The 20,759-nt window shown below is 61.1% G+C and carries 20 protein-coding genes; 11 read left to right on the forward strand and 9 right to left on the reverse strand.

Annotated features, from left to right (window positions below; genetic code table 11):
* Window positions 1–18: 18 nt before the first annotated feature.
* Both AB4136_RS19835 and AB4136_RS19840 read right to left on the reverse strand, forming a co-directional pair.
* Complete coding sequence (locus AB4136_RS19835) at window positions 19–408, reverse strand: hypothetical protein (RefSeq protein WP_024923697.1); 390 nt, start codon at window positions 406–408, stop codon at window positions 19–21.
* A 147-nt stretch (window positions 409–555) separates the two neighbouring features.
* A complete protein-coding gene (locus AB4136_RS19840) occupies window positions 556–1,662 on the reverse strand; it encodes an OmpA family protein (RefSeq protein WP_024923698.1) in 1,107 nt (368 codons plus the stop codon).
* Between the two features lie 161 nt (window positions 1,663–1,823).
* On the opposite strand from AB4136_RS19840, the gene AB4136_RS19845 reads away from it, so the two are divergent.
* The 3 genes from AB4136_RS19845 (at window position 1,824) to AB4136_RS19855 (ending at window position 3,680) form a co-directional block, all read left to right on the forward strand.
* Complete coding sequence (locus AB4136_RS19845; protein WP_024927821.1) at window positions 1,824–2,468, forward strand: hypothetical protein; 645 nt, start codon at window positions 1,824–1,826, stop codon at window positions 2,466–2,468.
* 59 nt (window positions 2,469–2,527) lie between these two features.
* On the forward strand, window positions 2,528–3,166 hold the full coding sequence (locus tag AB4136_RS19850) for a hypothetical protein (protein ID WP_024923700.1): 639 nt from the start codon (window positions 2,528–2,530) through the stop codon (window positions 3,164–3,166).
* A gap of 181 nt (window positions 3,167–3,347) precedes the next feature.
* Window positions 3,348–3,680 carry a hypothetical protein gene (locus AB4136_RS19855; protein ID WP_024923701.1) on the forward strand — a complete coding sequence of 111 codons (333 nt, stop codon included), beginning with the start codon at window positions 3,348–3,350 and terminating at the stop codon, window positions 3,678–3,680.
* 53 nt (window positions 3,681–3,733) lie between these two features.
* Here the strand turns inward: AB4136_RS19855 and AB4136_RS19860 are convergent, their stop codons facing one another.
* Both AB4136_RS19860 and AB4136_RS19865 read right to left on the reverse strand, forming a co-directional pair.
* Window positions 3,734–4,726, reverse strand: coding sequence for a phosphatase PAP2 family protein (locus tag AB4136_RS19860; RefSeq protein WP_137901924.1), 993 nt, complete (start codon window positions 4,724–4,726; stop codon window positions 3,734–3,736).
* A gap of 142 nt (window positions 4,727–4,868) precedes the next feature.
* Entirely contained in the window at window positions 4,869–5,465 is a 597-nt protein-coding gene (locus AB4136_RS19865; RefSeq protein ID WP_036254288.1) for a TetR/AcrR family transcriptional regulator, read from the reverse strand.
* Between the two features lie 117 nt (window positions 5,466–5,582).
* Here AB4136_RS19865 and AB4136_RS19870 point away from each other — a divergent pair, with 117 nt between their 5' ends.
* Both AB4136_RS19870 and AB4136_RS19875 read left to right on the forward strand, forming a co-directional pair.
* Window positions 5,583–6,593 (forward strand): NADP-dependent oxidoreductase, encoded by a 1,011-nt coding sequence (locus AB4136_RS19870; RefSeq protein ID WP_024923704.1) that lies wholly within the window; start codon window positions 5,583–5,585, stop codon window positions 6,591–6,593.
* A 150-nt stretch (window positions 6,594–6,743) separates the two neighbouring features.
* On the forward strand, window positions 6,744–8,072 hold the full coding sequence (locus AB4136_RS19875; RefSeq protein WP_024923705.1) for a glucoamylase family protein: 1,329 nt from the start codon (window positions 6,744–6,746) through the stop codon (window positions 8,070–8,072).
* A 138-nt stretch (window positions 8,073–8,210) separates the two neighbouring features.
* Here the strand turns inward: AB4136_RS19875 and AB4136_RS19880 are convergent, their stop codons facing one another.
* Window positions 8,211–9,164, reverse strand: a complete 954-nt coding sequence (locus tag AB4136_RS19880) for a helix-turn-helix transcriptional regulator (RefSeq protein ID WP_244431124.1) — start codon at window positions 9,162–9,164, stop codon at window positions 8,211–8,213.
* Window positions 9,165–9,341: 177 nt separating this feature from the next.
* Between AB4136_RS19880 and AB4136_RS19885 the strand changes: the two genes are divergently transcribed.
* The 3 genes from AB4136_RS19885 to AB4136_RS19895 are packed head-to-tail and all read left to right on the forward strand — an operon-like array spanning window position 9,342 to window position 10,377.
* Window positions 9,342–9,494 (forward strand): hypothetical protein, encoded by a 153-nt coding sequence (locus AB4136_RS19885; RefSeq protein WP_162835300.1) that lies wholly within the window; start codon window positions 9,342–9,344, stop codon window positions 9,492–9,494.
* Complete coding sequence (locus AB4136_RS19890) at window positions 9,491–9,844, forward strand: hypothetical protein (protein WP_024923707.1); 354 nt, start codon at window positions 9,491–9,493, stop codon at window positions 9,842–9,844. The genes AB4136_RS19885 and AB4136_RS19890 overlap by 4 nt, the downstream gene beginning before the upstream one ends.
* On the forward strand, window positions 9,838–10,377 hold the full coding sequence (locus AB4136_RS19895; RefSeq protein WP_024923708.1) for a hypothetical protein: 540 nt from the start codon (window positions 9,838–9,840) through the stop codon (window positions 10,375–10,377). Before AB4136_RS19890 ends, AB4136_RS19895 begins: the two co-directional genes overlap by 7 nt.
* A 233-nt stretch (window positions 10,378–10,610) precedes the next feature.
* Here AB4136_RS19895 and AB4136_RS19900 read toward each other — a convergent pair whose 3' ends face one another.
* Both AB4136_RS19900 and AB4136_RS19905 read right to left on the reverse strand, forming a co-directional pair.
* Window positions 10,611–10,967 (reverse strand): cupin domain-containing protein, encoded by a 357-nt coding sequence (locus AB4136_RS19900; protein WP_024923709.1) that lies wholly within the window; start codon window positions 10,965–10,967, stop codon window positions 10,611–10,613.
* 245 nt (window positions 10,968–11,212) lie between these two features.
* Window positions 11,213–11,443: a hypothetical protein gene (locus AB4136_RS19905; protein ID WP_161773049.1), complete on the reverse strand. Its 231-nt coding sequence runs from the start codon at window positions 11,441–11,443 to the stop codon at window positions 11,213–11,215.
* Window positions 11,444–11,889: 446 nt separating this feature from the next.
* On the opposite strand from AB4136_RS19905, the gene AB4136_RS19910 reads away from it, so the two are divergent.
* Window positions 11,890–12,909: a hypothetical protein gene (locus AB4136_RS19910; protein WP_051504761.1), complete on the forward strand. Its 1,020-nt coding sequence runs from the start codon at window positions 11,890–11,892 to the stop codon at window positions 12,907–12,909.
* Between the two features lie 704 nt (window positions 12,910–13,613).
* On the opposite strand, the gene AB4136_RS19915 is transcribed toward AB4136_RS19910, so the two are convergent.
* On the reverse strand, window positions 13,614–13,775 hold the full coding sequence (locus AB4136_RS19915; protein WP_161773050.1) for a hypothetical protein: 162 nt from the start codon (window positions 13,773–13,775) through the stop codon (window positions 13,614–13,616).
* 237 nt (window positions 13,776–14,012) lie between these two features.
* Between AB4136_RS19915 and carB the strand changes: the two genes are divergently transcribed.
* Window positions 14,013–17,501: a carbamoyl-phosphate synthase large subunit gene (gene carB, locus AB4136_RS19920; RefSeq protein ID WP_024923713.1), complete on the forward strand. Its 3,489-nt coding sequence runs from the start codon at window positions 14,013–14,015 to the stop codon at window positions 17,499–17,501.
* A gap of 526 nt (window positions 17,502–18,027) precedes the next feature.
* Window positions 18,028–19,593 carry an antiviral reverse transcriptase Drt5 gene (gene drt5 / locus AB4136_RS19925; protein WP_161773051.1) on the forward strand — a complete coding sequence of 522 codons (1,566 nt, stop codon included), beginning with the start codon at window positions 18,028–18,030 and terminating at the stop codon, window positions 19,591–19,593.
* Between the two features lie 176 nt (window positions 19,594–19,769).
* Here the strand turns inward: drt5 and AB4136_RS19930 are convergent, their stop codons facing one another.
* On the reverse strand, window positions 19,770–20,225 hold the full coding sequence (locus AB4136_RS19930) for a GFA family protein (RefSeq protein WP_024923715.1): 456 nt from the start codon (window positions 20,223–20,225) through the stop codon (window positions 19,770–19,772).
* Between the last annotated feature and the right edge of the window lie 534 nt (window positions 20,226–20,759).

Here is a 20,759-nt window from a genome sequence, read left to right on the forward strand (position 1 = left end):
GACAGCCATCCCCACGGGCTAGAACTGGGCGATGTTCTTGATCATCGGCACCAGGAATATCGCCACCGCCACCAGCCCGAATGCCCACAGCGCGATGGGGCCGAAAAAGGCCACCGGCAGCAGGATGGCCCAGGGCGCGTGGCGCACGATCTTCTTGCGCAGGGCATAGGCGGCCAGCACCAGGCTGTAGGCACCGCCGATCGTGGTTGTCAGCGCGACGAAAGAAACCACCACCGCCAGCCCCTTGGCAAGGAGACCGTACTCCATCAGCGCCGGGCTCCAGGCGAAGACGGTCACCGCCGTGCACAGCGCCGTCCAGGTGAAGACCGTCAGCGCTGTCCTGAGGAAGTCCACATAATCCCTGGCAACCTCGTGCCTGGCCATTTTCGGCTGGATGCTTTCGGACATTTCCGCCCTCCCCGGCTGCGCCTGATGCGGCAATCGCTCTTATTGCCTGCCATGGAACCGCATGGCCCGGAAGGCCGCCAAAGGCAATCGGATGCCGGCGACAATCGTGATCGGGATGGGTTTGGAGCAGTCGGCCGCCTGCGTCCCCTAATTGGCTTTGACCAGCACCACGCGCCGGTTCTTGGCGCGGCCGTCATCGGTGTCGTTTGAAGCAACGGGCGCCATCATGCCGGCCCCGGCCGCGGTCAGCCTGTTGGTGTCGATGCCATATTGGGTTGCCAGCGCGGACTTGACCGCATTCGCCCGGCGCGACGACAGATCGACATTGTGATCGAAGCTGCCCTGGTTGTCGGTATGGCCAACCACCAGAACCGCCATCTTCGGCTCGTTCGAGAGCAGCGTCGCGATCTCCTTGAGCGTCGGATCGGACTGCGGTTTGATGTCGGCCTTGTCGGTATCGAAATAGATGCCATAGAGCGAGATCGAGCCGTTGGCGGTCAGGCTCTCCTGCATTTTCGCGGCCTCGACGACAACCATCTTCTTGTCGCGCGCCTTGGGTTCCAGCACATGGACGATGGCAATGGTTCGACCGTTGAGTTCCTTGCAATAGAGCGTGTCCATCAGCGTGTAGGTCTGGACGGCCACATAGGCGTCACCGCCGTCCTGGGGCATCCTGGCTGTGAAATAGCGCTGGTCGGCAATCGAGGACGCCAACGCGCATTTGCCGTTGCTAAAATCGGCGTCCTTAAGGTCCGATGCCGAAAAGGAATACATGGTCAGGCTCATATCGCCACCGCCGCCATCGGACGAGCGATCCGAGGCGCCGCCGCATTCCTCCTTCTTGCATTGGAACAGCACTTCGCCGCCGCCTTGCGCGATCACGTCCTCATAGTTGCGAAGCACCTCCAGCGGCGAACGCTGGGCCGGCAGCACATAGGCGATGCGGGTAAGGGCGCCTTCCGCGTCGATCTTCTTGTCGGGAGCAAAAACGCGGTTGTTGTTCTTGTCGCGCGCGTCGGGATCCTGGCTCACCTTGAGCGGCGACAGCGGCAGGCTGAAGTCGGTATAGGCCAGCTTCTCATACGAGACGATGAAGGACCCTTCATAGCGCTTGACGAGGGCATTGTCGGAAGCGCCGTCAATGTCTGCCGTCGGGACGGTTGCGTCGGCGAAACTGAAATTGGTGGCGCCGACAAGCAATGAAAACGTTGCGGCCAGCAGTTTCGCGGCCAAAGCGAAGAAGCGCGTTCTCATGGTTCCCCCTCCCAGATGAGACGAGGCCAAGAAAATCACACATGGCGCTGACCGACAAGCAACAGCGCTTCGGGGCCTGCATCACAGCCCCAGCGCCTGAGAGAATGGACAGTTAACGTTCCCGCTATACTCTGGAATGGGAAAGTACGGAGGGGGTAATCATGGTTTTGGTGAATACGGTTTCCACCACGGCCACTGCGGCGCTAAAGCTGATGAGTGTCACGACGGCAGGCAGCCCAGCCCCTGTTGGGCGGATTGCTTCTGGTCTCAACCCGGTTTCCACGCGCTCGCTGTCTCCCACTGTGTCCGACGCGTTGTTGAAAATTCAGCAGCTTGTTTCAGGCAGCGCGCAAGAGAGCGGCAATCTCGCCAAAGCGATCGTCTCGGCGGAAAAAGCGAAATGGCTGCAGTCGCTCGGGGCCGACAGCTGGGTCGTGAAGGACCAGCCTCAACTCGGCGATGCCGAATTGCGCGAGCAGGTTATGGCCAATGCCGCTCAAAACGGCACCGCCAGGCTGGCCGGTTTCTCCGAGGCGCTCGCCAATGGCACGCTGAAAATCCAGCGAGCTTCGGAAATCCCGGAACTGGGCTACCGTACCGTTCAGGTCGATCTCTACAGCGGCGGAAACAAGATCGGCGGCGCCGGTTATTCGGAATTCAACAAGGATTACTGGCTTGCCCAACGCCAGGCCGGGACGTTTCTTGGCCTCGGCTCCATCAATGGCACCGACTATGTGATGAGCTGGGCAATGCCGTGGGAAGCGGACAACGCCTCGCTCGGCACCGGCATCTATGCCAAGAGTTAGCTTCCGACGCAGGCGGCAGGCGGGATAAGCGCCAGTTCGAACAGGAAGGTAGCGAAACCATGCCCATCAAAGCCGTTCGCCGGACCGTATTCGCCATCAGCGCCGGCGTGGCTTTCGCCTTCGCGCTTCTACCATCGACGACCCCCGCCAGCGCCGCCGACGGCACCGAGACCATCGTGCTGATCCGCCACGGCGAAAAACCGCCGCAGGGGTTGGGACAGCTCAATTGCCAGGGCCTGAACCGGTCGCTGCGCCTGCCGGCGGTCGTCAAGGCGCGGTTCGGGGTGCCGGCCGCCATCTTCGCGCCAAATCCGGCCGATCAGAAGACCGACCAGGGCGAGGCCTATGACTATGTCAGGCCGCTTGCCACCGTCGAACCGACGGCGATCGCCTTCGGCCTGCCGGTCAATGCCGGCATCGGCGTCGAGGACATTTCGAAGCTGCAGGCGAGGCTCGAGGACAAGGCCTACGCCAATGCGCTTGTTCTCGTCGCCTGGGAGCACAAGCAGCTCGTCAAGCTGGCGCGCAAATTGATGAAGGATCACGACGGCGATCCCGACAGCGTGCCCAAATGGCAGGGCGACGATTTCGACGGCATCTATGTGGTCAAGCTCAGCCGCAAGGGCGGCGACACCGCCGCCACCTTCGCCAGGCAAGCGCAAGGCCTCAACGGCCAGCCCGCCACCTGCCCCAACTAGCCCGAAGAAGCCCCGCGCGAGGTTTGCACCCACGTGGCAGGCAAACCCGCCAGCCGGCCGCCGCGCAGCGCCGCCGGGGGATCAAAATTGTTCGCCTTGGCCCATTCGAGACGGGCTGGCGGCGCGCGCGGCGCCTGCCTATAACAACAATGGCTCAATTTCGGGCTGGGGAATACTTGAAATGAAGAACTGGACAATCGCCGCCTCAGCGGCGGCGCTGACGCTTGCCGTCATGGGATCGGCTAAGGCCGACGATCTGGTGTTTACACTGAAGAACGGCACCAACTCCGTCCTCAATGCCTTCTACACCTCGCCGGTCGGCGAGGATAACTGGGAGGAGGACGTGTTCGGGCAAAACGCGCTGGCGCCCGGCGGCAGCGTCACCATCACCATCAAGGACGGTCGCCGCGCCTGCAAATACGATATGCGCTTCGAGTTCCAGGGCGATGATCTCGACGATCTCGAGGACACCCAGGATCTTTGCCAGATGAGCGACTACACCATCACCGAATAACGAAGGACAGCCCGGTCACCACGCGGTGACCGGGCGCCGTCGCAGCGCAGCACTCAGGCCGGGGTCGTTGGCTGCAGCCAGCGGCCGGTCGCATACCAGATCGCCGAAACGATCAGGATCGACGCATAGCCGTCCAGCGAATAATGCCAGCCGGTATAGACGGATCCAAACATGATCACCGCGGCAAACAGCCAGCCGGCGAGCCCCGCCCATCTGTTGATGGAGGCAAGCAGGCAGGCGTTCAGGCAGGCGACGGCGACATGCATGCTGGGCATGGCCGAAATGCCGCTGCCGAGATCGGCGTGGCCGGACAGATAGAGGCTGTAGAGATAGTCCGAGAACGAGGCCGCGCCGCCGATATTCGCCAGGCCGATCAGCTTGGCGTCGAGTTCGGCGAAACGCGTCGAGCCCAGGATGCGATCGTAGAAGATCGGCCCGCCGGACGAGAAAATCGCCGCGACGATCAGGCCGCCGATCACGAAGGTCAGCGCCAGCGCCCAGTAATAACGAAGCTGGGTCCGGACGCTGGCGCAGAAGGCGAGCGCGATCGGCACGCAGAGCCACTCCAGCGTCCACAGATATTCATAGGCGTTAAACAGCCATCCCGCCCAGAACCGGCCTACCGCGGCATGGGCAAAGCGCCATGGCGAGTGCCCGTAGAGCGACTTGTCGGCGTTCGCCAGCCACTTGTCGGCCCAGAACGGCACCACCTCGGGGAACGTCGTCTTCAGCGTCGAAAACGCCGCCAGGCACAACGCGAAACCGACGGCCACGAAAAGCGCGTTCGCCCAGCGAGAGTTCACCTTGTCGTGGACATAACGAACCGGGCTGTCCCAACCGGCAATGAGGGACGGTACCCCAAGGGCGATGACCACGATGACCGGCGACGCCAGCGTCATCATCGCCAGGTGCCAGGCGGTCAGGTCGAGATAGGCCCTCGGCGATACGGTAAAGCTGACCAGGCACCAAACCGCGACGAACAGGACGAGCTGATGAACAGCCGTAACGCCCGTGAGCCGTCCTCGCTCAACCGTCTCGATCGTCATGCGGCTGCCCCAGTACACGCCTGGAGAAGAGACTATGCGGCCGTTCTTACTGAGACGTTACCAATCAAGCGATCGAACAGGAACACCAATGGCTTAGCCGTCGCGACCAACGGCCTGCCTTGCGCCTGAAACCCTACCCGCCTCACCTGCGCTCATAGGGTTTCAGCGTCATCGCGAAGATGCGGGTCAGCGCCCTCACCGCCTCCTCGCGCGAAACGCGGCCGGCAACGGCATCCTGCGCCAGCGCCTCGGCGGCGCCCAGCAGCCCCTTGTAAAGGACGTCGGCATCGGCCGGCGCCATGTCGATCAGCCCGACAAAGGCCTTGCGGTAGCGCTCGACATAGCCGTCGCGCAGCACCTGGCGGAATGCCGCCGTCTCCTCCGTCGCGGCAAGGGCGGCAAATGTGGCGCCCATTTCGGGGCCCATGTCCAGCACGCACCCGACATAGGACGAGGCAAAGATCTGCGAAACAGCTTCCACCGTGTCGCCGCCGGCTTCCAGAACCCTCGCCTGCGCCGCCAGCTGGCGGTCGTTGTATTGGTCGCACAATGCAACCAAAAGGCCGGCGCGCGTGCCGAAATGTTCGTAGGCGATCGGCTTGGACACGCCGGCGCGTTCGGCCACATGGCCGAGCGTCAGCCCGTCGGTGCCCTCGTCGGCGATGATGGCGCGCGCCGTCTCCAGCAATTGCAGGCGACGGTCCGCTTTCGCCAGTCTTTTCGTCACGCCTTCGTTCATGCCCGTCACCGTCGCGAATTATTTTGGCCAGCCGCTTGATCGGCGTTGGTGGCCACTTATGTTACCATCAGTAACTTACCAAGGGTAATTTACGATCAGTAATATAGGAGAGAACCCATGTCTGTTGTAGCCCGTGAAATCCTCTTGAACAGCCGCCCCGCCGGCACCCCCACTCTCGACACATTCCGCAAGGCCGAACGCAGGCTGCCGGCGCCCGGTGAAGGGCAGCTTCTGGTCAGGACGCTGTGGATGTCGGTCGATCCTTATATGCGTGGCCGCATGCGCGACCAGCCGAGCTATATCGCCCCCTTCCAGGTCGGCGAGCCGCTTGAAGGTTCGGCCGTCGGCGTCGTCGAGGAGAGCCGCGCCGAAGGCTTCGCCAAGGGCGATGTCGTCAGCCACTTCGCCGGCTGGCGCGACCATGCCGTGATCGACGCCGCCGGCGTCACCAAGGTCGATCTTGACGCCGCGCCGGCCGAAGCCTGGCTCGGGCCGCTCGGCGTGCCGGGCTTCACCGCCTATATCGGCCTCGAACGCATCGGCGGCCTCAAGGCAGGCGAGACCGTCTTCGTCTCGGCGGCGGCCGGCGCGGTCGGCTCGATGGCCGTGCAGATCGCCAAGGCCAAGGGCGCGCGCGTCATCGCCTCGGTCGGCAGCGCGGAAAAGGCCGCCTGGCTGCGTGAACTCGGCGCCGACGCCGTCGTCAACTACAAGACCGCCACCGACCTGACGGCGGCACTGCGCGAGGCAGCCCCCGAAGGCATCGACGTCTATTTCGACAATGTCGGCGGCAATCATCTCGATGCGGCGCTGGCCGTCGCCAAGAATTCGGCGCGCGTCGTCATCAGCGGCATGATCGCCGGCTACAATGAAGAGCAGCCGGCGGAAGTCATGCACAACCTCGCCTCGATCATCGTCAAGCGGCTGTCGCTGCGCGGCTTCATCGTGCTCGACCACTACGACCTCTACCCGCAGTTCTCGGCCGCCATGATCGGCTGGCTGAAGGACGGCAAGGTGACGTCGCGCGACACCGTCCATGAAGGCCTCGACAACGCGCCGAAAGCCTTCCTCGGCCTGTTCTCCGGCGACAACACCGGCAAGATGCTGGTCAGGCTGGCCGACCGCTGACGCCATCGCAGCCGGCCAGTCAGCCTCCCCTCCTTTTGACTGGCCGGCCGCGACAGCGCCTGATATCCCTTGCCGCATGGCCGACACCACGCCGAAGCAACCCGCTTGCATCGTGCATCGCCACGATCAAGCCGGGCCCGCCGGCTGACCATGGCGGCCGCCAAGCACCCATCGAGGACCGCCGTCGACGGCACCGCCGCGCCGTCTTCCGACGACGAGCTGCTGGCCTTCTTCCAGCGTGCCGCCTTCGATTATTTCCTGATCGAGGCCAATCCCGAAAACGGCCTGGTCGCCGACCGCACGAGGCAAGGTTCGCCCGCCTCGATCGCAGCCGTCGGCATGGCGCTCACCGCCTATCCCGTCGGTGTCGAGCGCGGTTTCATGACCAGGCAGGAGGCGCGCGAGCGCACGCTGGCGACGCTGCGCTTCTTCTGGAACAGCCGGCAAGGGCCCGAGCCCGACGCCACCGGCTACAAGGGGTTCTACTACCACTTCCTCGACATGAAGACCGGCCGCAGGGTCTGGAACTGCGAACTCTCCACCATCGACACCGCCTTGCTGTTCGGCGGCGTCATCGCCGCCGGCGCCTATTTCCGGGAAGATGAGCCACAGGAAGCCGAGATCCGCACTTTGGCCGAAGCCCTCTACCGGCGCGTCGACTGGGCGTGGGCGCTGAATGGCGGCGCCGCCGTCTCGCTCGGCTGGAAGCCGGAAACCGGCTTCATCTCCTATCGCTGGCTGGGCTACAGCGAGGCCCTGCTGCTTTACATCCTCGGCCTCGGTTCGCCCACCTTCCCGCTGCCGGCCGAAAGCTACGCGGCCTGGCTGGCCACCTATCGCTGGAAGACGATCTACGGCCAGCACTTCGTCTATGCCGGCCCGCTCTTCATCCATCAGATGTCGCATGTCTGGATCGACTTCCGCGATCTGCGCGACGCTTTCATGCGCGAAAAGGGCCTCGATTATTTCGAGAACAGCCGCCGCGCCACCTATGTCCAGCGCGAATACGCCATCCGCAACCCGCACGGCTTCGCCGGCTACAAGGCCCATTGCTGGGGCATCACCGCGTCCGACGGTCCCGGCTACAGCAAACGCGTCATCAAGGGCGTCAAGCGGCGTTTCTATGACTACCGGGCGCGCGGCGCCCCCTATGGACCGGACGACGGCACCGTCTCGCCCTGGGCGGCGATCGCCTCGCTGCCCTTCGCGCCCGAAATCGTGCTGCCGGTGCTGCGCTATTATCACGAGATCGACCTGAAGGACGACAATCCTTACGGCTTCGTCGCCAGCTACAATCCGACGCTGACCGGGCGCCACCACACCGGCTGGGTTTCGCCCGACCATGTCGGCATCAACCAGGGCCCCATCCCCGTGATGATCGAAAACCACTGGACCGGCCTCATCTGGAACCTGATGCGCCAATCGCCCTATATCGTCACCGGCCTGCGCCGCGCCGGTTTCACCGGCGGCTGGCTGTAGGGGCGCAGGCGCACCGGTCAGGAGAACACCCAGGCGGCTCATCCAAACCGGCCCGAAAAATGGAATCCGGTTCCCGGAAACGTTTTGCTCAAACAGTAGATGGAACCCTGTTCCGGGCTTGCCGGGAAAGGGTACGCCCTATGCCCGCGAGGCTGTGTCGCGCACGTCGGACGGCGTGGTCCCGAAGCGCCGTCGGAACGCCCGGTTGAAATGGGACAGATCGTTGAAGCCGGCCTCGAAGGCGATGGCCGTGATGTTGCGGCCACAGCAGCGCGGATCGCAGAGCATGCGATGCGCGCGCAGCAGTCGCTGGCCAAGCATGAAATCCGACAGTGACATGCCATCGCTCTCGAACAATTTGCGTATGTAGCGTGCCGAAAGCCGGTGACGTTTGGCGACATCGTCGACCGACAGATCGCCGCCATGCGCGACAATGTCGGCCTTGATGGCGCGCAGCCGCGCCACGCGCACGCCACGGCCGCGCGCGATCTCCACCGCATCCCTGGTCCCGCCGATCGCAAGTGCGGCAAGATCGAAAATATGCGTCGTCGCCAGATGCGACGCTTCGCGCGTCAGCCCGTCGCCCGCATCCTGGACCGCCTGGACATAGTCGAGCAGAAGCCGCATCGCCCAGCCGCCGGTCGCCAGCGGCTGCATCAGCACCGCTGCGGGATCGCCGATCAACGGTGAAAGCTGCTTCAGCGAAAAGCTCATATTGACGAAGCGAAGACCGCCGGGCTGGATCACATTGAGGCCAACCTCGTCCCCACTCATCATCAGCGCCTGGCCGTTGCCGACCGGCTCCTCGCGGCCGCGATGCTTCATGACGCTCACCCCGTCGAGCGCCGCCAGCAGGACGAAGTCGTCATTGTCGATCAACGGCGTCGAACGATGCACCCTGAATTCCGAACAGCTGCCGGTGGCGATGCCGAGGCCTGGTAGAGCGCGCACCCGCATGTCGACCTGTGTCGGCGCAAGCGGATCGAGGTCAACTTTCAAGACCGTGCGGCCGTAGACCTCGCGCATGATCTCGACACGATCCCGCGCCGGAATTGCGTCCGTCACCAGCCGAAACGAGGCGGATGGGCCCACTGTCGCATCCCCTGCCAAGAAGCGCGCTGATATGCGCCCAGCCCCTCAAAACGTCAATACAGGGCCGTTCTGGCCGCTTTTAGGGCCGTTCCGTCCAAGCCGCCTCCTCCCACTCAACCTAGTTTGCGGCGCGTTTCCAAACCCGGAGCGCATTGGCAACGATCACAAGGGAGTCCGATGTTTTATCTGCAAATAGTCAAGACGCTGTCAGCCCTCGCCTCGGCGGGCTTCAATGCGCGTGTCTACCTGCTTCCCATCGCGTTGGGCAAAACCGTCGCCGACCATCGCGACCTCAAGCTGCCGCCGCGCGTCGGGGAGCGTCAGCCATGAGCCTGAGAGGTACAGTCCTGGCGGCTCCAATTGTCTGTTTCAGCCTTGCCGGTTGCGTCGGCGTCAATCCTGTCTCGGCCGTCGTCGGCATGGCCGGCATGGCCGCCGCCAACTCGATCGGCATGGCGCAGTCGGCCGTCATCAGCCCGCAGGAGCAGGCGAAATATGCCAACATGTCCTGTGCGGATTTGCGGCAACTGACGTCAAACTACGAGATGGCCCAAGGTGCTGGCCCGGCGCCGAAGAAATATGGCGGCATGGCGCCGGCCGGCAAGATGGCGATCGTCAATCAGGTCATCGGCACCCGGCTTGCCTATCTGAAACAGCTGATCGGGAGCAAGGGATGCTGAGGGGCCTGTCGCACCATGCATACGGCGCGGCGCTCATCGTCCTGGCCGGGTGGCTGACCTTCGGCGCGACCGAGGCCGCCGGCCTGGGCAAGGGACCGGCGATACGCGCCCGCCATGGGGCGGTGCCCGTGGCACTTGTCGGCAAATGGGGTTTTGCCGCCACCTCCGGCGAATATTGCGACCCTCTCGGCGCCTGCGCGCCCGGCAGCGGCGGCAGCATCTCCTTCACCTTCCGCCAGGACGGCCGCGCCGAATATTCGCTGTTTCAATCGTCGCTGATCGACGGTTGCGGCCAGGTCCAGACACTGACGCTGAAGACCGGCACGGTGACGGTGAACGGCTCGACCCTGCTCTTCATGCCCAAGGCGGGAAGCTACAAATCCGTCAATGGCTGCCGGCCGGACCTCACCGGCAGCTGGAAATTCGGCACCGGCGACCTGAAGCCTGTCTCGTTCGACTGGCAATTGGAAGACGGGCAATTGTCGCTGGTCGACCCCGGAGGCGAGGCCAGCGGCATCTACAGCCGAAGATGACTGCCGGCGCTCCTGGGTCGGAAGCACCAGAACGCAGGAGCGCCTGGTCGTTCAGCTTGTGTCGCAGGCAAGGCGTGGCTGACGGAAGAAGCGGAGATCCCGCCAAAGACGGCGGCGTGGATCGACACCGTGGCTCAATTCGTGGAAACCGCGGACGGCATGAAGCCCAGGGGGCTGAAAGGGAAGCGGTTTAAGGTGTAGCGCCAACGGCGCCACCAGAAAGCGGAGCGCTTTTACGATCCAACCGTGACGACGAAATGTTTCGTCACCGGCTCGACGATCTTCCATGTGCCTTTGAAATCCGCTTCCACGACAAAGGCGTCGCCGGGCCCGACCTCAACCGGTTCGCCGCCATCGGGAGTGATGACGATACGGCCGGCGATCATGTGGACGAATTCATAGTCCGTGTAGGTCGCGTGATAGGTCCCCGGGGTCGCCTGCCAGGTTCCCGACAGAACCTTGCCGTCCTTGGTGGTGTGCTGGACGGCGGTCTTCATCGTGGGCTTTCCCTCGACCACAACCCAGCCCGGCAGGTCGCTGGTATCGGCGTTTTCCACCTTGCCGAACTTGAGAACCGTCGTGCGTGTCATGGTGGGCCTCTCCCATTCCCGTTGGCGGGCCAGAGCGCCCGACATCCCGAATATCGGATGCGTCATGGACCGGCAACTTGGTTTCCCGCTGGCCCGCTATTCAGTCCTTCTTGGCTCCGTCCGGAATGCGCCCGTCACAGGTTCGTGTGCCCTATCGTCCCGATACGTTCAGGAACCATTCAGCAGGCCCCGGGTTGAGTGGTATGTTGGGGGTGCAGTTGACGGAGGAGAAAATGGATCGACGGCTATTTCTGACCGGAATACTCGGCCTTGCCGGCGCCGCTGCGGTTGCGGTGACACTTCGCCCAGGCGAGGCCCTTGCCGGCGTGCCTTCCGCTCGTGGCGGCATCCTGGATGAACTCGATAAAGCAGAACCCGCCGTATTCGATGGCGAAGACAGCGCCGAAGTCGAGTTGGTCGATCATGGCCGAGGCCACCGACGACACTGGGATCGCCGCCATTGGGGTCGACGGCACGGGCATCACCGGCCGAGGCGCCCAGGCTGGCGGCGTGTATGCCGCCGATACTGGCGCCACGGCCGAACGCACGTTCGGTGCTGGCGCGAACGGGGCTGGGGTCCACGCTGGTAGCCGCAAGCTTGGGAACCCCGGTCGAAAGGTCGGGGCTCCTCCTCCGCGATCAGGCGGCCATTCGAACGGCTCTCCAACCACTCTTCCCTGCCTTAGCTGCACAACGATTCATTTTTACACCGCCAGATTGCCGCGAAGTCGAGACGCAGATTGCAAGCGCCTAACCGTAGATTATTCTGGTTGCATTATGGGGCGTTAGTCGGGGTACTGAGGGGGGGGCTTTTTTGCATCGTTGGCTATTGTGGTCACTGCGGCATGTCTGGCTTCTGGCGCCGCTGGTAACGGGAAATGCTGCATCCGCGGAAGATTTGCCTGACTTTATAGGCTCAACAATGCAATTCGGCATTGTCCGGAGCAATGCGCCGGGTTGTGAGCCGACCTGTCCTGAATGGATATCGGCCGAAGGCGCAATTCAGGCAAGCACACCGGCTCTGTTCAAGCGCGTTCTCAAGATACTCGATGGAAGAAAGCTGCCGATCATCATCGATTCTCCCGGCGGCGATGTTAATGCCGCGATGGCGCTAGGCCGACTGATCCGCAAGAACAAGCTCGATATCGCCGTTGGCAAAACCCATTGCGACGGTAGCTCGTCCTACAGCTCAAGCTGCATCGCAACCGGCGAAGGTGTGATTACTCAGTATGTTGGCAACCTTTTTGACCACGGTGCCATATGCAATTCCGCCTGTCCGCTGATGTTTGCCGGCGGCAACAGGCGTCTGGTCGGCAACCAAGCCTTTCTCGGCGTCCACCAAGTTACGACGACCCACACCCGCATCATAAGACATTACCGAACCACCTATCGTACCGTGCGGGGCAAAAGGTACAAAATCACCACGGAAACGAGCACCCAAGACAATGCCGGCAGCTACAAAACCTACAAGATGAGCAAGTCGCTGGAGAAAAAGCTTGGTGCCTACCTAAAAGAGATGGGCGTCGAACAGGATGTGCTCGTTACGATGAAAAACACCCCGGCCAGCGCCATTCATCAGTTGGTGCCGCAGAACATGCTGAAGATGAAGCTGGTTACCAGTCTGGATTCACTTGATCTGCTGACCGGGAAGCAAGTCTGCAGCAACAATCCATTGCCGGCAAATTGCAGGACGATAATGCCTCCTGCGGACAAGCCCAAGCTATCGAATGACGCAACTGAAGCGGCGATCTTGCCAAGCGATGTCAAATCTCGATCGCTCCCCTGCGCGAACAAAAAAGACGGATCGCAACTAATTGGGCTCAGCCCCAATGTCGGAGAGGCTTGTCGTGAAAATCACGCAGCCGAACCATCAGATCAGCCGCTGCCGGGGTGGCCGGCTAAAGACTGGACCCAGCCGACCGGCCCGTACTCCAATCCATGACCGTCGTTGGCACACGTCGGACCAGAAACCCGATCCACAAACGAAAAACATCTATCCAGCCGAAGCTGAGCTGGTCCGCATAGATGACTGTGACCTGTCTACGAACAAGCGGCGACCATGGCGGCCATGGACGACAATCCCAGAGCAAACAATGTCAACGATGTACTTAGGGCAATTGGCCGCACGCGAGGGAGCGTCATGAACCACTCATACAATCTGGGAAACACAAACCTCCAGAACGAAGGATAGCTTCTGCCGCCCCGATAGACTGCAAACATTGCGACAGCCAAAAGCAGGAACAGAAAGGCGCGAGGTAGAGCTACCGCATCTGGGCTATTGTTAAACCGGGACCAAACGGGCTCAGGAGGCTGACAAAGACCGGGATGAAGCGCGGAAAAATACCTGATATCAAAATAGTAGAAATTACAGAGGGCCACGAAAGCTGCGGCAAGCAGCAGGGCCTTGCGTTCGTAGAGCCAAACTAACACTCCGCGAAAACTGTCACGGACACCGTTCGACAACATTGCCTCCCACTGCATTTATGGTGAAGTGTTAGCTGAGTGGTGCTGCTCCTTCAACGTTGCTAGATTGAGCGGGATCAACTCGCCGCTTCTGACCTCACTCACTTGGCAGTCGCCTCGAACAAGAGATCGCCGATCCACATCTCAACGATCCCGATCGGAAGCGCCATTGCACGGACGCCATCACGTCTGGCTCGATGACGACCGGCGGCCGGCCACCGCAGCGAACGATGTGAACTGCCCATGGCACAAGATACCCGGCAGCCAGCCTGCCGCGATGCCACCGTTGAAAGGCACCTGCCCGCCGCCGATGCGCCGCACGCCGGCATGCGTCAACAACACCATCGCGCCCTTGTCATTTTCGGGGTTACATCGGCCGAAACTCTCGCCTATAAGGCCCGCCTAGCCTGATACAAGAATCCTTTCCTGCGCAACCCGGCCGGGTCTCTGCGCGCGCCAGCGCGCGAAATGGAGAAGCCCCCGTCCCGGTTCTTGGCGCAGGCTGGAGCATGATCCCGAAAAGTTGCAGACTTTTCGGACAAGATCATGTGACAAAACAAAGAGTTAGAACGGACCGAGACAATGCCAAAACGCACCGACATCAAGTCCATCCTGATCATCGGCGCCGGTCCCATTGTCATCGGCCAGGCTTGCGAGTTCGACTACTCCGGCACCCAGGCCTGCAAGGCGCTGCGGCAGGAGGGTTACCGCGTCATCCTGGTCAACTCCAATCCGGCCACCATCATGACCGACCCGGAGCTGGCCGACGCCACCTATATCGAGCCGATCACGCCCGAGGTCGTCGCCAAGATCATCGCCAAGGAGCGCCCCGACGCGCTTCTGCCCACAATGGGCGGCCAGACCGCGCTCAACACGGCGCTGTCGCTGCGCCGCATGGGTGTGCTCGACCGCTACAATGTCGAGATGATCGGCGCCGATGCGCACGCCATCGACAAGGCCGAGGACCGCTCGCTGTTTCGCGAGGCGATGGCCAAGATCGGCCTGGAGACGCCGCGCTCGATGCTGGCCAATGCGTCCGCCGTCAAGGACGAGGACCGCAAGAAGCACGAGGCCGAGCGCGCCGCGCTGAAGGCTTCGGGCGCCGCCAATCTCGATGCGGCGCTCGATGCGCTGGAAACCCAGTGGAACCTCGGCGAAGGCGACCGCAAGCAGCGCTACATCAACCACGCCATGGCGATCGCCGCCCAGGCGCTCGACCATGTCGGCCTGCCGGCCATCATCCGCCCCTCCTTCACCATGGGCGGCACCGGCGGCGGCATCGCCTACAACCGCACCGAATTCTTCGAGATCGTCGGCTCCGGCCTCGACGCCTCGCCCACCACCGAAGTGCTGATCGAGGAATCGGTGCTCGGCTGGAAGGAATACGAGATGGAAGTCGTGCGCGACCGCGCCGACAACTGCATCATCGTCTGCTCGATCGAAAACATCGACCCGATGGGCGTGCACACGGGGGATTCCATCACGGTCGCGCCAGCGCTGACGCTGACGGATAAAGAATACCAGATCATGCGCAACGCCTCGATCGCGGTGCTGCGCGAGATCGGCGTCGAAACCGGCGGCTCCAACGTGCAGTTCGCCGTCAACCCGGCGGATGGCCGCCTTGTCGTCATTGAAATGAACCCGCGCGTGTCGCGCTCTTCGGCGCTGGCCTCCAAGGCGACCGGCTTCCCGATCGCCAAGATCGCCGCCAAGCTCGCGGTCGGCTACACGCTGGACGAGCTGGAGAACGACATCACCGGAGGTGCTACGCCCGCCTCGTTCGAGCCCTCCATCGACTACGTCGTCACGAAAATCCCGCGCTTTGCGTTTGAAAAATTCCCCGGCGCCTCGCCGGTGCTGACCACCGCCATGAAGTCGGTCGGCGAAGTGATGGCGATTGGCCGCACCTTCCAGGAATCGCTGCAGAAGGCCCTGCGCGGACTGGAAACCGGCCTCACCGGCCTCGACGAGATCGAGATCCCCGGCCTCGGCGGCAATGGCGGCGCCGACGACCGCAACGCTATTCGCGCAGCCCTCGGCACGCCGACGCCGGACCGGCTGCGCATGGTGGCGCAGGCGATCCGCATGGGCACCTCGCTGGAAGAGGTGCACGACATCTCGAAAATCGACCCGTGGTTCCTCGAGCAGATCGCCGGCATCATTGCCATGGAAGCGCGCATCCGCGAACACGGCCTGCCGGAAGACGCCGCCAATCTGCGCATGCTGAAGGCCATGGGTTTCGCCGACGCCCGCCTCGCCTCGCTGACCCGCACCGACGCCGACGCGGTCGCCAAGCGCCGTACCGCCTTAGGCGTGCACCCGGTCTATAAGCGCATCGACACCTGCGCGGCCGAATTCGCCTCGCCGACGGCTTACATGTATTCGACCTACGAGACGCCTTTCGCCGGCGCGCTGGCCGACGAGGCCAAGGTCTCGGACCGGAAAAAGGTCGTCATCCTCGGCGGCGGGCCGAACCGCATCGGCCAGGGCATCGAGTTCGACTATTGCTGCGTGCACGCCGCCTACGCGCTGCGCGAGGCGGGTTACGAATCGATCATGGTCAACTGCAACCCGGAGACCGTGTCGACCGACTACGACACCTCCGACCGCCTCTATTTCGAGCCGCTGACGGCGGAGGACGTGCTTGAAATCCTGCGCGCCGAAAAGGCCGCCGGCACGCTGCACGGCGTCATCGTGCAGTTCGGCGGCCAGACCCCGCTGAAACTGGCCGATGCGCTGGAAAAGGCCGGCATCCCGATCCTCGGCACCTCGCCCGACATGATCGATCTGGCCGAAGACCGCGACCGCTTCCAGAAGCTGCTGCACAAGCTCGACCTGAAGCAGCCGAAGAACGGCATCGCCTATTCGGTCGAACAGGCTCGCACCGTCGCCGGCGAGCTCGGCTTCCCGCTGGTCGTGCGCCCCTCCTATGTGCTCGGCGGCCGCGCCATGCAGATCATCCATGACGAGGGCATGCTGCAGACCTATCTGCTCGACACCGTGCCCGGCCTCGTGCCCGAGGACATCAAGCAGAAATACCCCAACGACAAGACCGGCCAGATCAACACGCTGCTGGGAAAAAACCCGCTTTTGTTCGACACCTATCTGTCGGGCGCCATCGAGGTCGACGTCGACTGCCTGTGCGACCGCAACGCCACCTTCGTCTCCGGCATCATGGAGCATATCGAGGAGGCCGGCATCCATTCGGGCGATAGCGCCTGCTCGCTGCCGGTCTATTCGCTGTCGACCGAACTGGTCGACGAACTGGAGCGGCAGACGTCGGCGCTCGCCCGCGCCCTCAATGTCGGCGGCCTGATGAACGTGCAATATGCCATCAAGGATGGCGTGATCTACGTGCTGGAGGTCAATCCCCGCGCCTCGCGCACCGTGCCGTTCGTGGCCAAAACCGTCGGCAAGCCGATCGCCAAGATCGCCGCGCGCATCATGTCGGGCGAGACCCTGGACGCCGCCTTCGCCCATTACGGCGAAAAGCCCGACCCCAGGCGGCCCGGCCATGTCGCGGTCAAGGAAGCCGTGTTCCCCTTCGCCCGCTTCCCCGGCGTCGACATCCTGCTCGGGCCGGAGATGAAGTCGACCGGCGAGGTGATGGGCCTCGACCGCGATTTCGCCATGGCCTTCGCCAAGAGCCAGCTCGGCGCCGGCGTCGACCTGCCGCGTTCGGGCACGCTGTTCGTGTCGGTGCGCGACGAGGACAAGGCAGGCATGCTGCCGGCGGTCAAGCGCCTGGCCGGCCAGGGGTTCCGGGTGCTCGCCACCTCGGGCACCGCGCGCTACCTGAAGGAAAACGGCGTCGAGGCCGAGAAGATCAACAAGGTGCTGGAAGGCCGCCCGCATATCGAGGACGCCATCCGCAACCGCCAGGTGCAGATCGTCTTCAACACCACCGACGGCCAGAAGGCGGTGTCGGACTCAAAATCGCTGCGCCGCGCCACGCTGATGCAGAAAGTGCCTTATTACACGACGCTCGCCGGCATGGGCGCCGTCGCCGAAGCCATCGCCGCGCTGCGCGCCGGCTCGCTGGAAGTGCGGCCGCTGCAGGAATATTTTTGAGCCCTTTCCCTTCTCCCCTTGCGGGAGAAGGTGACCGAGCCCGGCGGCAAAGCCGCCGCTGGCGAAGTCGGATGAGGGGTGCTGGAAGAAACGGGACGTTTCGCAACGGCACCTCACATCGCCTCGATCTTTCGAGCAAGCGCTCCGTCCAACACCCCTCATCCGTCTCGACGCTAACGCGTCGAGCCACCTTCTCCCACAAGGGGAGGAGGAAGAGCGCCGTGAGCGCCTCATTTCACGAGGTGAAGAGCGGTCTGCGCAGCGAACGAAAAGCCAGTTGCTTGGCTTTTCGAGCGATGAACGTCCCGAATCTACAAGGCTGGAAAGTAGCGTTCGTATAGAATGTACGTAGGGTGCTCATTCATCCAACGGATACTCGTGCCGCGAACGATCAAGCCCGTGACAGGTACCTGGAACGCAAAGAGGGGGGGGCACCCATCATCACCAAGTAAAACATCAGTATTTATAAAACTTGATAGGGAAAAATAGGTCGGATACATTGGGATTAATGTTCGTGGAGTTCCGTATGATTGCCAAGTCAAATACAGCAGCAAAATCGAAACCCGCTAAACCAGCGAAAACCCTCTCGTCGAAATCGCCTACTATACCGATGGGAAGCACGCTGGAGTTCTACAACGAAGATTTCGGCAGAACACTGTTTCCATTGAACACGAACAAGTTTCTTATCAACAATGGAGAGAGCTTAGTTAAAGATTATATCAACAAATGCCTAGATAAGGACAATAATCATTACTCTTTTATATCACAAATAAGAGTTTACGGTGCGAAACCGGAAAATCACCTGAGAAGAACTGTAAAATTGGATGCTATATCTGAATATTATATATATGACATAATATTTCGGAATAAGAATTTATTTCGCAAACCTCACATAATAAGCAGGTCTCACTACGGATACCGTTTTCAGGAAGGGGCGCCGATATCGCCGACGTCCGCTTACAAAGCCTTCAAGGGCGCTATATCTGAGTATACGAGTGAATACGAATACTCTATGAGCTTCGATGTTGCGTCATATTTTAACAACATCTACCATCACGACCTCGTAAGTTGGTTTTCCGAACTTGGCGCATCCGATGCGGACGCCGAAGGCCTAGGCCAGATGCTCAGACAGATAAAATCTGGGATATCTGTCGACTGCCTCCCGCAGGGCTTATACCCAACCAAAATGATTGGAAACGACTTCATTCGATTTGTTGATAATTATCACGGGCTTAGATCCAAGAAAATTGTTCGCTTTATGGATGACTTCTATCTGTTTTCCGATAGAGCTGAAGACCTTGACGACGATTTCCAAGCCATTCAACGCCTCCTCGGCGATAAGAACTTATCAGTAAACCCGCTTAAGACCCACAAGGGCAACGCCACTCTCCTAAAAATGGAGAACGAAATCGATGAGGTAAAACAGAAACTCCTAGAGAGACGAAGGATACTTATAACGCAAGGATACGACGAGTCCGGCAACGAGATACTGAAGGAACATCTTTTCAAATCCCCCTTAAGCGAAAAGGAAATGGACTACATAAATACAATACTCGAAAATCAAACCATAGAAGAAGAAGATGCAGAATTAATACTAACAATTATGAGAGAAAATTCCGGTAAAGTCGAGAAAAGACTTCCGTATATATTGGAAAGATTTCCACACCTCACAAAGAGCGTTTATAATTTTTGCGCATCGGTCAAAGATAAAGAGCTTCTTTCTGAAACAATACTTTCCGTATTAAAGCCAAAAAGGAGACTAATGGAATTTCAACTATTTTGGATATCTTCAATACTTGAAGATTTCTTAATGCAAACGAAAAACACGGCAGAATTAATAGACAAATTGTTCAATCACACCTCCGCAACTTCTATATCCAAGGCAAAGATTCTAGAGATACCGGATACACGATTTGGATTGCCGGAGTTACGAAATGATTATCTCGTCAGCGGGCAATCTGATTGGTTGGCATGGTCATCTGCAGTGGGATCGAGAGGGCTGAAGAAAATCTCTCGAAATCATAGACTTAAGTATTTTGGCAATTCATCCAGCATGAATCATTTAGTAGCCGAAATAGTTCTCAATGCATGAGCTTTTTTTGTAGGTACTTGAAAATTAATACAGCTATCTCGTCGGTTAATTTTCACCAATAATACTATATAAGCTACAATCAATTGGGTGCGCAGAGATGTAGTATAGTTTATTTACCTGGATTATACCGAGATTGATTGATTTCTATGTAGGGATTTAGTACGCTTTCTATCTACTCACCCCCACTCCCTAAACTCCTTCATCAACCCCTCATAATCCTCCATCGGCGGTAGCGCCTCGTAGCTTTTCACCGCGCCCGTCTCGGCGAAGGGCAGTTTTTCACCCACCCAGGTCTCGATATAGGGCGCGAAGTCGCCCGCGCCTTCGAGCAGCGTCGGGCGCACATTGACGAACCAGTCCATGCCCTCGGCTTTCGTGAACATCCAGCTCATGCAGTGGCTGCAGAAATAATGGTGCGCGTCGGCGCCGTGCAGGCCGCCGATCACCGGCTCGCCCTCGGTGACGGCAAAACCCTCGGCCGGAATGGCGGCCGACAGCGAATAGGCCGAAGAGCTCATCTTCTGGCAGCCGGTGCAGTGGCAGGCCATGGTCACCAAGGGTGCCGCACTCACCGTAATCTTGACGCGCCCGCAGCGGCAGGCGCCTTGTCTCGGCAGTTTCCAGTCCATCATCGTCTCCCCTGTTTCGCGGCAGGATAGACGGGCGGCAGCGGCAGACAAGCGCGGCGGCGCGTCGCGGGCTTTGCCGACGTGGGCGACGGCCCGCGCAGGCAGTCGCCGCGGACCGACGCGGCGGACGCGACTCCCCCCCGCACAAGCGTGGCGCCACGTGGCGCACCCCGCAAAACTCCGTCATTCCCGACCGCGTGAGCGAGGAACGAGCGGAGCGTGTCGGGAATCCATGCCGGAGCGCTGATGCGTCGGCGCGGTGCAGGATGTGGATTGGATGCGTGGAGGAAGACGCAAGCTCAAAGAAAGAACGTTGTCCGTTCAGTCCCTTGCCGAAAACCGCACGAAAACCACGCCCGGATTTGTCCACACGTTCGGGGCACACGCCACAATCGGCCCATCGCCCTCACGGGAACCTGGTGCGCACCGGGTATCAGGGAGGGCGCCGGTGCCRGACTGGCAGCGCTAACGGTGGCGCTGTCTGGTGACGAGCCCTAAGTCCGGGCCCTGGAAAAACCCGGCTGCCGCGAATGGCGG

Source organism: Mesorhizobium sp. 2RAF21 (genome assembly GCF_052115345.1).
GTDB lineage: Bacteria > Pseudomonadota > Alphaproteobacteria > Rhizobiales > Rhizobiaceae > Mesorhizobium > Mesorhizobium terrae.